11 protein-coding genes are annotated in these 13,485 nt (G+C 71.1%); 10 read left to right on the forward strand and 1 reads right to left on the reverse strand.

The genetic code is table 11. The features are described from left to right. Positions 1-122 precede the first annotated feature (122 nt). From AC2AXK_RS10325 to AC2AXK_RS10340, 4 genes are all read left to right on the forward strand, one after another. A complete protein-coding gene (locus AC2AXK_RS10325) occupies positions 123-1,439 on the forward strand; it encodes a M50 family metallopeptidase (protein WP_484345278.1) in 1,317 nt (438 codons plus the stop codon). Between the two features lie 73 nt (positions 1,440-1,512). Next, a complete protein-coding gene (gene ispG / locus AC2AXK_RS10330) occupies positions 1,513-2,673 on the forward strand; it encodes a flavodoxin-dependent (E)-4-hydroxy-3-methylbut-2-enyl-diphosphate synthase (RefSeq protein WP_484345279.1) in 1,161 nt (386 codons plus the stop codon). Between the two features lie 38 nt (positions 2,674-2,711). Beyond that, complete coding sequence (locus AC2AXK_RS10335) at positions 2,712-3,638, forward strand: GNAT family N-acetyltransferase (RefSeq protein ID WP_484345280.1); 927 nt, start codon at positions 2,712-2,714, stop codon at positions 3,636-3,638. A gap of 52 nt (positions 3,639-3,690) precedes the next feature. Continuing rightward, positions 3,691-5,466 carry a proline--tRNA ligase gene (locus AC2AXK_RS10340; RefSeq protein ID WP_484345281.1) on the forward strand — a complete coding sequence of 592 codons (1,776 nt, stop codon included), beginning with the start codon at positions 3,691-3,693 and terminating at the stop codon, positions 5,464-5,466. A gap of 10 nt (positions 5,467-5,476) precedes the next feature. Here the strand turns inward: AC2AXK_RS10340 and AC2AXK_RS10345 are convergent, their stop codons facing one another. Beyond that, positions 5,477-6,610, reverse strand: coding sequence for a DUF4439 domain-containing protein (locus tag AC2AXK_RS10345; RefSeq protein ID WP_484345282.1), 1,134 nt, complete (start codon positions 6,608-6,610; stop codon positions 5,477-5,479). Between the two features lie 216 nt (positions 6,611-6,826). Here AC2AXK_RS10345 and AC2AXK_RS10350 point away from each other — a divergent pair, with 216 nt between their 5' ends. From AC2AXK_RS10350 to truB, 6 genes are all read left to right on the forward strand, one after another. Beyond that, the gene (locus tag AC2AXK_RS10350) at positions 6,827-7,348 is read left to right on the forward strand and encodes a ribosome maturation factor RimP (RefSeq protein ID WP_484345283.1); all 522 of its coding nucleotides are present in this window, start codon (positions 6,827-6,829) and stop codon (positions 7,346-7,348) included. Between the two features lies 1 nt (position 7,349). Further along, positions 7,350-8,408, forward strand: a complete 1,059-nt coding sequence (gene nusA / locus AC2AXK_RS10355; protein ID WP_484345284.1) for a transcription termination factor NusA — start codon at positions 7,350-7,352, stop codon at positions 8,406-8,408. Beyond that, the gene (locus AC2AXK_RS10360) at positions 8,308-8,865 is read left to right on the forward strand and encodes a YlxR family protein (RefSeq protein WP_484345285.1); all 558 of its coding nucleotides are present in this window, start codon (positions 8,308-8,310) and stop codon (positions 8,863-8,865) included. The genes nusA and AC2AXK_RS10360 overlap by 101 nt, the downstream gene beginning before the upstream one ends. Before the next feature lie 56 nt (positions 8,866-8,921). Then, complete coding sequence (gene infB, locus AC2AXK_RS10365; protein WP_484345286.1) at positions 8,922-11,810, forward strand: translation initiation factor IF-2; 2,889 nt, start codon at positions 8,922-8,924, stop codon at positions 11,808-11,810. Between the two features lie 113 nt (positions 11,811-11,923). Beyond that, complete coding sequence (gene rbfA / locus AC2AXK_RS10370; protein WP_484345287.1) at positions 11,924-12,409, forward strand: 30S ribosome-binding factor RbfA; 486 nt, start codon at positions 11,924-11,926, stop codon at positions 12,407-12,409. Further along, a complete protein-coding gene (gene truB, locus AC2AXK_RS10375; RefSeq protein ID WP_484345288.1) occupies positions 12,406-13,371 on the forward strand; it encodes a tRNA pseudouridine(55) synthase TruB in 966 nt (321 codons plus the stop codon). Before rbfA ends, truB begins: the two co-directional genes overlap by 4 nt. The last annotated feature ends 114 nt before the right edge of the window (positions 13,372-13,485 follow it).

Raw genomic sequence — 13,485 nt, forward strand, 5'->3', positions numbered from 1 at the left:
GCCGCCTCTCTGGAAATCTTCAGGGGGCGGCGGCATCATGATCCATCGACAGGGGCACCGCCGCCGGCCCCTGCCTCATCCCCGGAGCCACTGCGGCTCCGGCCGCGTGCACAGGAGATCAGATGGCCTACCTCGCCGGCGTCCTCGTCATGGTCGTCGCCGTCCTCGTCTCGATCGGGCTCCACGAGCTGGGTCACATGGTCCCGGCAAAGCGGTTCGGCGTGCGGGTGAGTCAGTACATGGTCGGATTCGGCCCCACGGTGTTCTCCCGTACCCGTGGTGAGACCGAGTACGGGATCAAGGCGATCCCGCTCGGTGGCTACGTCCGGCTCGTGGGGATGTACCCCCCGGGCGACCCTCGACGCGCGCGGAAGACCGGGCGCATCGCGCGCCTCATCCAGTCGGCGCGTGACGCGAGCGCGGAGGAGATCCACCCCGGCGAGGAGGGGCGGGCGTTCTACAACCTCTCGGCGCCCAAGAAGCTCGTCGTCATGCTCGGCGGGCCGTTCATGAACCTTGTCATCGCCGTCGTGCTCTTCTCGGCCGTCGTCGTGGGGTTCGGGGCGATGGAGCCGTCGACGACCGTCGCCCGCGTCTCGGAGTGCGTGCTGCCCGCGGACGCGCCGGCGGACGCGGAGTGCACCGCGTCCGACGTGCCCGCCCCCGCCGCGGCGGCGGGCATCGAGCCCGGTGACACGATCGTCGCCTTCGGGGGTCAGGACGTCTCGTCGTGGGACGAGCTCGTGGACCTCATCACCGCCTCCGGGGGACGCAGCACGGAGGTCGCTGTCGAGCGGGACGGCGAGATCCTCACGATGACGGTCACCCCGGTCGTGGCCGAGCGCCTCGTCCTCGACGAGGAGGGCCAGCCCGTCGAGACCGCGGACGGGACGCCTCGCACCGAGGAGGTGGGGTTCCTCGGCGTCGGTCCGACGGACGAGCTGCAGCCCCAGCCGATCACCGTCGTCCCCGGGATGGTGGGGGAGCGGCTCGCGATGACCGTCCAGGTCATCGCCACCCTCCCGGAGCGGATGGTGGACATCGCGGAGGCGGCGTTCGGGGACGCGGAGCGCGACGAGACGTCCGTCGTGGGGGTCGTGGGTATCGGGCGGTTCGCGGGTGAGATCACCTCCGCCGACGTCGACGGGTACGGCCCCGCGCTCATGACGGCCGACCTGCTCATGATGGTCGCGGGCCTCAACCTCGCGCTCTTCGCGTTCAACCTCGTCCCGCTGCTCCCGCTCGACGGCGGCCACGTCGTGGGGGCCCTGTACGAGGGCGGGCGTCGGCAGGTCGCGCGCCTGCGGGGGCAGCCTCGTCCAGCGCCGGCCGACACCGCCCGGATGATGCCCGTCGCCTACGGGGTGTTCCTCGTCCTCGGAGCCATGGGGGCTCTGCTCATGTACGCGGACATCGTCAAGCCGATCCGGATCCTGTGAAGGTTCGAGGGACGTCGGTCCGGTCGGCGGGCCTACGGCGGCAGCCGGACCGCCGGAGGTGGATACTGGTCGGGTGAGTGTTCCTATCAGTCTCGGCATGCCCCAGGCCCCGGTCCCTGTCCTCGCCCCTCGGCGCCCGACCCGAAAGATCAAGGTCGGCAAGGTGGACGTCGGCGGCGACGCACCGGTGAGCGTCCAGTCGATGACGACCACCCCGACGACCGACATCAACGGGACCCTCCAGCAGATCGCCGCCCTCACCGCCGCCGGGTGCGACATCGTGCGCGTCGCCGTTCCGAGCTCTGACGATGCTCTCGCGCTGCCGGCCATCGCCAAGAAGTCGCAGATCCCCGTCATCGCGGACATCCACTTCCAGCCGAAGTACGTCTATGCGGCGATCGACGCGGGATGCGCGGCCGTGCGCGTGAACCCCGGCAACATCCGGAAGTTCGACGACCAGGTCAAACAGATCGCTGACGCTGCGCGCGACGCGAACGTCTCCATCCGGATCGGTGTCAACGCCGGTTCGCTGGACCCGCGCCTGCTCGCGAAGTACGGCAAGGCGACCCCTGAGGCTCTCGTCGAGTCGGCCGTGTGGGAGGCGTCCCTGTTCGAGGAGCACGACTTCCACGACTTCAAGATCTCCGTCAAGCACAACGACCCCGTGATCATGGTGCGCGCCTACGAGCTTCTCTCGGAGCGCGGTGACTGGCCGCTGCACCTCGGCGTCACGGAGGCCGGCCCGGCGTTCCAGGGGACGATCAAGTCGGCGACGGCATTCGGTGCGCTCCTGTCGAAGGGCATCGGCGACACGATCCGCGTCTCGCTCTCCGCACCCCCGGTGGAGGAGGTCAAGGTCGGGATCCAGATCCTGCAGTCCCTCAACCTGCGTCCCCGCAAGCTCGAGATCGTCTCGTGCCCGTCGTGCGGGCGTGCCCAGGTCGACGTCTACACGCTCGCCGAGCAGGTGACTGCCGGTCTGGAGGGCCTCGAGGTGCCGCTGCGCGTCGCTGTCATGGGCTGTGTCGTCAACGGCCCGGGTGAGGCGCGGGAGGCGGACCTCGGTGTCGCCTCGGGGAACGGCAAGGGCCAGATCTTCGTCAAGGGCGAGGTGGTCAGGACGGTGCCCGAGCACCTCATCGTGGAGACCCTCATCGACGAGGCGATGCGGATCGCCGCGACCATGGAGCCCGTCGACGGCCCCGGGGGCGGCGCAGTCGTCTCCGTCAGCTGAGGCGCACCTCTCGTGCGCGTCGAGCCACCCGCGGTGACATGGCGGGCATGAAGGGGGCGGGAACGGCCAGCGGCGCGTCCGGGGTGCGGATGCTCACGGAGGCTGGTCTCGGCCGTGCGCTCGAGGTCTGCGCCGTCGATCCGGTGGCCTCGGTCCTCGCGACCACCCGGATCGAGGCGGCGGCCGAGCAGTCCATCGCCCGGTCCGGCGGCCAGGTGTGGGGTTTTCCCGCGGACGGACCGATCGAGGCGGTCTGCTGGTCCGGGGCGAACCTCGTCCCCGTCGTGCCGGGTGCGGAACCTGAGGCGCTCGACGCCTTCGCCCGGCAGGCGATGGTGCAGGGACGCAGGTGCTCGTCGATCGTCGGTGCTGCCGACGCTGCGCTGGGGCTGTGGCGGCGGCTCGAGCCGATCTGGCCCGCGGCACGCGAGGTCCGCGCGAACCAGCCGTCGATGATGATCACCACCGACCCTCTCGTCGTCCCCGACGACCGCGTGCGGTACTCCGAGATGACGGACTATCCGGTGCTCCTGCCCGCCTGTGTGCGGATGTTCCAGGAGGAGGTCGGATACTCACCCATGGAGTACTCCGCGAGCGCGTACGAGGACCGTGTCCGTTCGCTCATCACCGGACGCCGATCCTTCGTCCGTGTCGAGACGACGGACGGCAGGAGCATCGACGCGGACGGCGTGCGGGGCCTCGACCGTGCCCCGGAGGTCGTCTTCAAGGCGGAGATCGGGGCAGCGAGCCGCGGCGTGGCGCAGGTCCAGGGCGTGTGGGTCGCGCCGCACCACCGGGGTCAGGGCTACTCCGAGTCGGGCATGGCTGCTGTCGTCGCGACCACGCGGCGCGACATCGCACCGGTGGTCTCCCTGTACGTCAACGACTACAACGATCGCGCGCTGGCGGCGTACCGGCGGGTGGGGTTCGAGCAGGTGGGCACCTTCGCGACGGTCCTGTTCTGACCTGTGCTCCTGCGGGTCACGGGCGAGCGTCCAGAACGACTACGCTCGTGCCATGCTTCTACGCCTCTCCACGCTGTTCCTGCGCACCCTCCGGGAGGACCCGGCGGACGCCGAGGTCGCCAGCCACCGCCTGCTCGTCCGTGCCGGATACATCCGCCGGGCCGCGCCAGGGATCTACACCTGGCTCCCGTTGGGGCTGCGGGTGCTCGCGAAGGTCGAGGCTGTCGTCCGCGAGGAGATGGAGCGTGCTGGTGCCCAGGAGGTGCACTTCCCCGCGCTCCTGCCTCGTGAGCCCTACGAGGCGACGAACCGGTGGACCGAGTACGGCCCCAACCTCTTCCGTCTGCGTGACCGCAAGGACGCCGAGTACCTGCTCGCGCCGACCCACGAGGAGATGTTCACCCTCCTGGTGAAGGACCTGTACTCCTCGTACAAGGACCTCCCGGTGACGCTGTTCCAGGTGCAGACCAAGTACCGCGACGAGGCGCGCCCACGCGCGGGTCTCATGCGTGGCCGCGAGTTCATCATGAAGGACGCGTACTCCTTCGACCTCGACGACGCCGGACTGGCGGTCTCGTACCAGGCCCAGCGTGACGCCTATGAGCGCATCTTCACGCGCCTGGGTCTCGAGTACGTCATCGTCGCCGCGACCTCGGGCGCCATGGGGGGCTCGCGCAGCGAGGAGTTCCTCACCCCGATGCCCATCGGGGAGGACACCTTCGTCCGCTCACCCGGTGGCTACGCCGCGAACGTCGAGGCGGTCGTCACCCCGGTCCCGGAGTCGGTCGACGCGAGCGACGCGCCACCTGCGCACGTCGAGGACACTCCCGGGACGGCCACGATCGAGAGCCTGGTCGAGCTGGCCAACGTGCGGCACCCGCGCGCCGACGGGGTGGCGTGGACGGCGGCGGACACCCTCAAGAACGTCGTGCTCGCACTGACCCACCCGGACGGCAGCCGCGAGGTCGTCGTCGTCGGTCTTCCCGGCGACCGGGAGATCGACCTCCGCCGCGTCGAGGCGGCGCTCGCTCCGGCGGAGGTCGAGCCCGCCGGCGACGCCGACTTCGCGAAGCACCCCGAGCTCGTCAAGGGATACATCGGTCCTCGTGCCCTCGGGCGCACGACCACGGGGGACGAGACCGCGGTGCGGTACTTCCTCGACCCCCGGGTCGTTCCGGGCACCCGGTGGATCTCGGGCGCAGACGTCCGCGACCAGCACGTGTTCGACCTCGTCGCGGGGCGCGACTTCCGCGCGGACGCGACGATCGAGGCCGCTGCCGTGCGGGCAGGAGACCCCGCGCCGGACGGTTCGGGCCCGCTCGAGCTCGCGCGCGGGATCGAGATCGGCCACATCTTCCAGCTCGGCCGCAAGTACGCGGAGACCCTGGGTCTCAAGGTGCTCGACGTCAACGGCAAGCAGGTGACCGTGACGATGGGCTCCTACGGTGTCGGGGTGACCCGGGCGCTCGCCGCCATCGCCGAGGCGCACCACGACGAGAAGGGTCTGGCGTGGCCGGTCCAGGTCGCGCCGGCCCACGTGCACGTCGTGGCGACGGGCAAGGACCCTGCTGTCTTCGAGACAGCAGAGTCGATCGCCGGGACGCTGTCCGCGCGGGGCGTCGAGGTCCTGTTCGACGACCGTCCGAAGGTCTCGCCCGGCGTGAAGTTCGCGGATGCGGAGCTGCTGGGCGTGCCGCTCGTCGTCGTCGTGGGGCGTGGGCTCGCGGACGGAGTGGTCGAGGTCCGTCCCCGCGTCGGAGGCCAGGCTGAGCAGGTAGCGGTGGAGTCGGCCGTCGATCGGATCGCCGAGCTCGTCGAGTCGCTCTGACGATAGCGCGTTACCCCTGCGGGGCCTGCTCAGGCAGGCCGGGGAACGCGAGGACGGGCGATCCCCATGCCCGCGCTGCGGCGTAGCTGTCGACGAGGAGGTCGAGCATGGGGGCCCGGTTCGCGGCATCGACCCGCCCGACGAGAGTCGCGTAGGTCGTCGTGAGGGTGTCTTCGACCGACCGCGCGAGGGCGGCGGCACCGTCGGGGGTGGACACGGCGGTCACGGGTAGCTGGTACGCGGCCCGCCGGGGATCGCGCGTGGTCCCGTCGAGTGAGGCCAGCGTGGCCCACGCCTGGCCACGGTCCCGGTGCGTGCTGGCGCGGGTGATGGCGAGCCCCCGCACGGCGTCGGACGACCAGGCGGCGACGACCTCGTGGGCGTAGCCCGCGGAGTCTTCGCTCCGGACGAGCACGGCGAGCTCCTCGAGCCCGACGTCGAGCGGGAGGGTCGCCGGCTCCTGCGTCGTGAACGTCTCGGGCACCATGAACTCGACGCCTGTCGATGCCGCGAGGTCCCGCGCGCTCTCGAGCTGGGACGCGGCGATCGACGCGTACAGGCGGGCGAGGCCCCCGTCGAGCGGTGTCGCGAGGGACCCGCGGGCGCGGGCCGACGACTGGGTGAGGAGGCCCACGACCGCGGCGGCGTCAGCGGGCTCGGACGGGGCGTCCTGCGGGGGAGGCGTGGAGGTGCCGGACGGGTCGACGTCGCCGGTGTCGTTGGTCACGGTGCCGGGCTCGAGCGACGTGTGACCGTCCGCGGGAAGCGCGCTGTCTGCGGGATCGGCTCCTGCGCCGTCCGCGACGTCGGACGCGCCGCCGAGAACCGTCAGGTGCTGGTCCGCGAGCAGCAGGACCTGGTCGAGCGCGCCGGCGGAGGGGTCCTCGGCGGCGAGCGGGAGTCGCGCCTGGGTCGCGGCGTCCCGGACCGCGACGACGTCCGCGACCATCGCCTGGCGGGAGACCTCGTCGGCGTCGAGCACGAGGGCGGACGGCGCCGGGGTCTCGAGCCGCAGACCGCACCCCGAGACGCCGAGGAGCGCGACGAGGGCGCTCATCCCCGCCGCGAGCACGCGGCGGCGGGTGCTGGCGCCGGGACCTGTGGGCGCGGCAGCAGACCGGGCGGGCACGCGGGGAAGGTTCATCGTCCCCGATGATGCCACGTGGCGCGGTTCCCGTGGGTCCGACGCGGTCCACCCGAGACGCCCCGGGGTGGGCACGGATCCCTCGCGGGGCGCAGGACGGCTCGACGAGGCGAGGGGACGGCCGACGGCTCTGCACTCGGTAGACTGCGTGCAGAAACAACTGCACACCGGTCTCATCCATGCCCGGTGGGCTGTGGACCCGACAGGAGTGAAGTGATGGCAGCAATCACCGCGGACCAGGTGGCGAGTGCGGTGCGCCCGGCCGTCGAGGACGCCGGGCTGTTCCTCGAGGACGTGAAGGTCGCGCCGGCCGGTTCGAAGACCGTCGTCCGGATCACGCTCGACCTCCCCGAGGACGAGACAGGGTCGCTGGGTCTCGACCGGGTGGCCGAGGTGTCCCGCGTCATCTCGGACACGCTCGACGAGCGGGGCACGGTGCCCGGCGTCTACACCCTCGAGGTGTCCACGCCAGGGACCAGCCGGCCGCTGACCGAGCTGCGGCACCTCAAGCGCGCCCGCACCCGGCTCGTCACGCTGGACCTCGAGGACCGGTCGACGGTCACCGGCCGCATCGTCGAGGTCGACGGGCAGACGGTCGTGCTGGACCCGGGCGGGCGCCGGATCGATGCTGGCGCGATCCGGAGCGGTCGCGTCGAGGTCGAGCTCAAGCGTGCCGCAGAGCTCGACGAGGACGCGTTCGTCCCGCTCTCGCCCGACGACACAGACGAAGAGGCCTGACATGGACATCGACATGACCGTCCTGCGGATGCTCGAGCGCGAGAAGGACATCAGTCTCGACGTGCTCGTCTCCGCCATCGAGCAGGCCCTTGCGCTCGCGTACCAGCGCACGCCGGACGCGCACCGGACGGCACGCGTCGAGGTGGACCGGCGTTCCGGCCACGTGACCGTGTGGGCCCGCGAGGAGATCGAGACGGAGGGCGAGGCGCTGCCCGCGGCTGACGGCGAGGAGGCCCCGGCGCCGGTGGTGCGTTCGTTCGGGCCGGAGTTCGACGACACGCCGAGCAACTTCGGGCGGATCGCCACCTCGACGGCACGCCAGGTCATCCTGCAGCGCCTGCGGGACGCCGAGGACGACCAGATCCTCGGGCAGTTCCGTGGGAAGGAGGGCGAGGTCATCGCCGGCGTCATCCAGCAGGGCCACGACCCGCGCAACGTCCTCGTGGACATCGGGGGCACCGAGGCGGTGCTCGGAGCGCACGAGCAGGTGCCGACGGAGCGGTACGTCCATGGTGAGCGCCTGCGCGCGTACGTGCTCGACGTGTCCCGTGGGATGAAGGGGCCGTCGATCACCTTGAGCCGTACCCACCCGAACCTCGTCCGGAAGCTCTTCGAGCTCGAGGTGCCCGAGGTCGCCGACGGGTCCGTCGAGATCATGGCGATCGCTCGCGAGGCAGGGCACCGCACGAAGATGGCTGTCCGTGCCCGGGTGTCGGGTCTCAACGCCAAGGGTGCCTGCATCGGCCCGATGGGCCAGCGCGTCCGTGCCGTGATGGCGGAGCTGCACGGCGAGAAGATCGACATCGTCGACTTCAGCGACGACCCGGCGCGGTTCGTGGCCAGCGCTCTGTCACCCGCGAACGTCAGCTCCGTCACGATCGTGGACCCGGATGCCCGGGCGGCTCGTGTGGTCGTCCCGGACTTCCAGCTCTCGCTGGCGATCGGCAAGGAGGGCCAGAATGCCCGTCTGGCCGCCAAGCTCACCGGATGGCGGATCGACATCAGGTCGGACGGTGGCGCGCCCGACGACGACTCCGCGACATCTCCCGGAGCGGAATAGGTCCCGATCTGTGGGCGGGCGCGGTAGAGTAGTGGAGTCTGGGTCGCGACTGCGAGAGTCTGCGCCTGTTCCCCTGTCGTCCAACGATGCCTCCGCTGTCTGCGAGGGGCGTGTCGGACCGGTGCGGACATGCGTGGGGTGTCGAGGTCGTGATTGCCAGGAATCTCTGGTCCGGTTCGTGATAGACCGGTCTTCGGGGGACGACGGCTCGCCGCTCGTCCTGCTGGCGGACCTGGATCGCTCCCTCCCGGGGCGTGGAGCCTGGCTCCATCCCCGGACCGTCTGTGCAGAGCTCGCGGTACGTCGCAAGGCGTTTCCGCGTGCGCTGCGCTCGGCAGTGGTCGTCGATCCGGATCAGATGAAGGAAGCGTTGGGGTCCGTGCCCCGCGTCAGCACGACACGTCGACAAGGAAGCGGGTTCGAAGCCGATGGGCGCCCGATGAGTACTCAGCGATGAGTTCCCAGTACTAACGACGGTCCTCCCTGCCTTGGGTGGACCAAGACAGGAGAGTTGTGGCTAAGGTCCGCGTCTACGAGCTCGCAAAAGAGCTCGGGGTGGAAAGCAAGACCATCATGACCAAGCTGACCGAGCTCGGTGAGTTCGTCAGGTCAGCATCATCAACCATCGAGCCCCCCGTGGTTCGCAAGCTCCGGGACGCGTTCCCGGCCCCGGCGGCAGAGAGTGCGCCCGCGAAGCCGGCTGCGCGCAAGCCTGCCGCGCCGCGGTCCGCGCAGCCCGCCGAGACGGCGCCCGCCGAGCAGGTCCCCGCGCAGGCGTCTCCCGCGCCGGCGCCCCCCGCAGAGCCGGCTCCCACGCAGCCGACCGCGGACGCGCCAGCGCAAGCTGCTCCCGCAGCAGCGCCCGCTGCCTCCGCAGAACCTGAGGCAACCCCCACACCCGCCGCACCGGCGCCCGCTGGCCCCCGGCCGAGCGCGCCGACCCCCAAGGCTCCGCCTGCTGCGGACGCTCAGCGCGCCCCCAAGGCCCCCGGTCAGGGGTCCGGCGCACCGCGCACGGGCGCGCCGCGTCCCGGGAACAACCCGTTCGCCACGAGCCAGGGGATGCCGCGCTCCGGCGCGCCGCGTCCCGGGAACAACCCCTTCGCCACGAGCCAGGGGATGCCGCGACCGGGACAGCGTCCCGAGCGCACGGAGAACGTCAACCCCGCGGCGGCTCAGGGCAACACGTCCGAGCGGCCCGGCGGGCCTCGCCCCGCTGCTCCGCGTCCCGGCGGTCCGCGCCCCAACCCGGGCATGATGCCCGGTCGGAGTGCTGCTCCTCGTCCGGGTGACCGAGCGCCTGCGGGCGCCGGACGCCCAGGAGGCGGTGGTGGCGGCGCACGCGGCGGCTTCGCCGGCCGTCCCGGTGGCGGTGCTCCCGGTGGTGGCGGTGCGCCGGGGACGGGCGGCGGTTTCGCTGGTCGTCCCGGCGGTGGTGGCCGTCCGGGTGGCGCGGGTCGTGGAAGCACGCAGGGCGCGTTCGGTCGCGCAGGCGGCCGTCCCGTCCGTGGACGGAAGTCGAAGCGCGCGAAGCGCCAGGAGTTCGAGCAGATGCAGGCGCCGTCGCTCGGTGGCGTCCAGGTGCCCCGCGGGAACGGCAGCACCGTCGTGCGGCTGCGCCACGGCTCGTCGCTCAACGACCTCGCCGACAAGATCGACGCGAACCCCGCGAGCCTGGTCACCGTGCTGTTCCACCTCGGTGAGATGGCGACCGCGACCCAGTCCCTCGACGAGGACACGTTCGGCACGCTGGCCGCGGAGCTCGGCTACGTCATCGAGATGGTGTCGGCCGAGGAGGAAGACCGCGAGCTGCTCGGTGGCTTCGACATCGACCTCGAGGCCGAGCTGGCCGAGGAGGGCGACGAGGAGCTCGAGGCACGTCCGCCCGTCGTCACCGTCATGGGTCACGTCGACCACGGAAAGACCCGCCTGCTCGACGCGATCCGCCAGACTGACGTCGTCTCCGGGGAGGCCGGTGGCATCACGCAGCACATCGGTGCCTACCAGGTGCACCACGAGCACGAGGGCGTCGACCGTGCGCTGACCTTCATCGACACCCCGGGTCACGAGGCCTTCACGGCAATGCGTGCTCGTGGTGCCCAGGTCACCGACATCGCGATCCTCGTGGTCGCTGCGGACGACGGCGTCATGCCCCAGACGATCGAGGCGCTCAACCACGCACAGGCGGCCAACGTGCCGATCGTCGTGGCGGTGAACAAGATCGACAAGGAAGGCGCGAACCCCGACAAGGTGCGCCAGCAGCTCACGGAGTACAACCTCGTCGCGGAGGAGTACGGCGGCGACACGATGTTCGTCAACGTCTCTGCACGCCAGGGGCTGAACATCGACGAGCTGCTCGGTGCGGTGCTCCTCACGGCTGACGCCTCGCTCGACCTGCGGGCCAACCCGAACAAGGACGCTCGCGGTGTCGCCATCGAGGCGAACCTCGACAAGGGGCGCGGTGCGGTAGCGACCGTCCTCGTCCAGTCCGGGACCCTGCACGTCGGTGACTCGATCGTGGCCGGTACGGCGTACGGACGTGTCCGTGCGATGTTCGACGAGCACGGTGTGCCCGTCGAGGCGGCGACGCCGGCCCGCCCGGTCATGGTGCTCGGTCTGACATCGGTGCCGCGTGCCGGGGACACGTTCCTCGTGGCGCCCGACGACCGCACTGCTCGCCAGATCGCCGAGAAGCGTGAGGCGGCCGAGCGTGCTGCCCTCCTGGCCAAGCGCCGCAAGCGCATCAGCCTCGAGGACTTCACCCAGGCCCTTCAGCAGGGCAAGGTCGAGACCCTCAACCTCGTCCTCAAGGGCGACGTGTCCGGTGCTGTCGAGGCACTCGAGGACGCGCTGCTCAAGATCGACGTCGGCGACGAGGTCGAGCTGCGCGTCATCCACCGCGGCGTCGGCGCGATCACGCAGAACGACGTCAACCTCGCCACGGTGGACAACGCCGTGATCATCGGGTTCAACGTCAAGACGGGTGAGCGGGTGGCCGAGCTGGCTGACCGCGAGGGAGTGGACATCAAGTTCTACTCCGTCATCTACCAGGCGATCGACGACGTCGAGGCTGCGCTCAAGGGCATGCTCAAGCCCGAGTACGAGGAGGCCCAGCTGGGCACCGCGGAGGTCCGCGAGATCTTCCGCTCCTCGAAGTTCGGGAACATCGCGGGTTGCCTCGTGCGGTCCGGCACGATCCGTCGCAACACGAAGGCTCGTGTGCTGCGTGGCGGTGCCGTCGTGCAGGACAACCTCACCGTCGAGTCGCTCAAGCGGTTCAAGGACGACGCGACCGAGGTCCGTGAGGGCTACGAGTGCGGTATCGGTCTCGGGTCGTTCAACGACCTGCGGGTCGACGACGTGATCGAGACGTTCGAGATGCGCGAGAAGCCGCGCTCCTGAGCACCACCCGTGGCGGGGCGCCCGCCACGAGCCCGCGGGGCGGGGAGGAGAGGAGTCTCCTCCCCGCCCCGCGGGCTCTCCCACACCTCCACCAGGTCCAGGAAGGAACTGACATGGTCGACCACCCGAGGGCCCGCAAGCTCGCTGAGCGCATCCAGGTCATCGTCGCGCAGATGCTCGACACGAAGATCAAGGACCCGCGTCTGGGCTTCGTCACCGTGACGGACGTCCGCGTGACGGGAGACCTGCAGAACGCGTCGGTGTTCTACACGGTGCTCGGCGACGAGGAAGCCCGGGCCGGTACCGCGGCCGCGCTCGCCAGCGCCCGCGGCGTCATCCGGTCCGAGGTCGGCAAGCAGACCGGGATCCGCCTCACGCCGACGATCGAGTTCTTCCTCGACTCGGTCCCGGAGAACGCCGCGAGCTTCGATGCCGCACTGCTCGACGCCGCGCGCCGGGACAAGGAGCTCGCCGAGCTCCGGGCCAACGCCCGCTATGCCGGCGACGAGGACCCGTACCGCAAGCCCGTCGTTGACACGGACGACGAGACGGACGTCGAGAGCCGCGAGACCGCTGACAGCGGTGACAACGAGCGGTGACCCGGCCTGACGCAGCAGGCCCGCGGCCGGACTGTGACCGTCCCACCGCGCCCGACGGATTCGTCATCGTCGACAAGCCCCAGGGGTGGACGAGCCACGACGTCGTCGGGCGCGTGCGCCGGCTCGCCGCGACGCGCAAGGTCGGGCACGCGGGGACGCTCGACCCCATGGCGACGGGTGTCCTCGTGCTGGGCATCGGCCGTGCGACGAAGCTCCTCACCTATGTCGTCGGCGAGGACAAGGAGTACCGCGCGACGATCCGCCTCGGTCAGAGCACGACGACCGACGACGCCGAGGGCGAGGTCGTCGTCGCTCGAGGTGCGCAGGGCGTGGACCGCGACGCGCTCGTCCGGTCCGTGGCCGCGCTCACCGGGTCGATCCAGCAGGTCCCCAGCGCCGTCAGTGCGATCAAGGTCGACGGGCGACGGGCATATGCGCGCGTACGCGCGGGGGAGACCGTGGAGCTCGCGGCGCGTTCCGTCACGGTCTCCCGGTTCGACATCGACGCTGTCCACGAGCGCCACGCGGACGACGATGCGGGCACGGTGGTGCTCGATCTCGACGTGACCGTGGTGTGCTCGTCGGGTACCTATGTCCGGGCGCTCGCTCGCGATCTCGGCGACGCCCTCGGGTGCGGAGGCCACCTGACGATGCTGCGCCGCACGCGGGTCGGTGGATACCTCCTCGACCATGCCGCGACGCTCGACCAGATGGCCGAGCAGGTCGACGCGGACGGCAGGCTCTCGGTCATGCCGCTGGTCGACGCCGCACGCGCGAGATTCGACGTCCGGCAGGTGACGGAGGACGAGGTGCGTGACCTCGGCCACGGCAAGCGTCTCGTCACCGGTGGCGGGCCAGAGGGCGCGCTCGTCGCAGCGGTCGCGCCCGGTGGCGAGCTCATCGCGCTCGTCCGGGAGACCGGGAAGGACGCGCGCCCTGTGCTCGTGTTCGCCCCGGCGTGAGCCGCGAGCCCGCGCCCCGGGACCCGGGCGTCGTACGGGAGTCCGCGGGGCAGCCGTCCTGATTCTCTCTGCCCGGACGCCCCGTGGCAGTCTTGACCCTGCGGCGAGCGGCCG

This window comes from Sanguibacter sp. Z6_81, assembly GCF_057180625.1.

Bases quoted from the DNA above. Each gene is read 5' to 3' on its own strand.
- AC2AXK_RS10340 (WP_484345281.1), top strand. From the start codon at position 3,691: ATGCTTCTACGCCTCTCCACGCTGTTCCTGCGCACCCTCCGGGAGGAC.
- AC2AXK_RS10350 (WP_484345283.1), top strand. From the start codon at position 6,827: ATGGCAGCAATCACCGCGGACCAGGTGGCGAGTGCGGTGCGCCCGGCC.
- rbfA (WP_484345287.1), top strand. From the start codon at position 11,924: ATGGTCGACCACCCGAGGGCCCGCAAGCTCGCTGAGCGCATCCAGGTC.
- AC2AXK_RS10335 (WP_484345280.1), top strand. From the start codon at position 2,712: ATGGCGGGCATGAAGGGGGCGGGAACGGCCAGCGGCGCGTCCGGGGTG.
- AC2AXK_RS10325 (WP_484345278.1), top strand. From the start codon at position 123: ATGGCCTACCTCGCCGGCGTCCTCGTCATGGTCGTCGCCGTCCTCGTC.
- AC2AXK_RS10345 (WP_484345282.1), bottom strand. From the start codon at position 6,610: ATGAACCTTCCCCGCGTGCCCGCCCGGTCTGCTGCCGCGCCCACAGGT.
- nusA (WP_484345284.1), top strand. From the start codon at position 7,350: ATGGACATCGACATGACCGTCCTGCGGATGCTCGAGCGCGAGAAGGAC.
- AC2AXK_RS10360 (WP_484345285.1), top strand. From the start codon at position 8,308: ATGCCCGTCTGGCCGCCAAGCTCACCGGATGGCGGATCGACATCAGGT.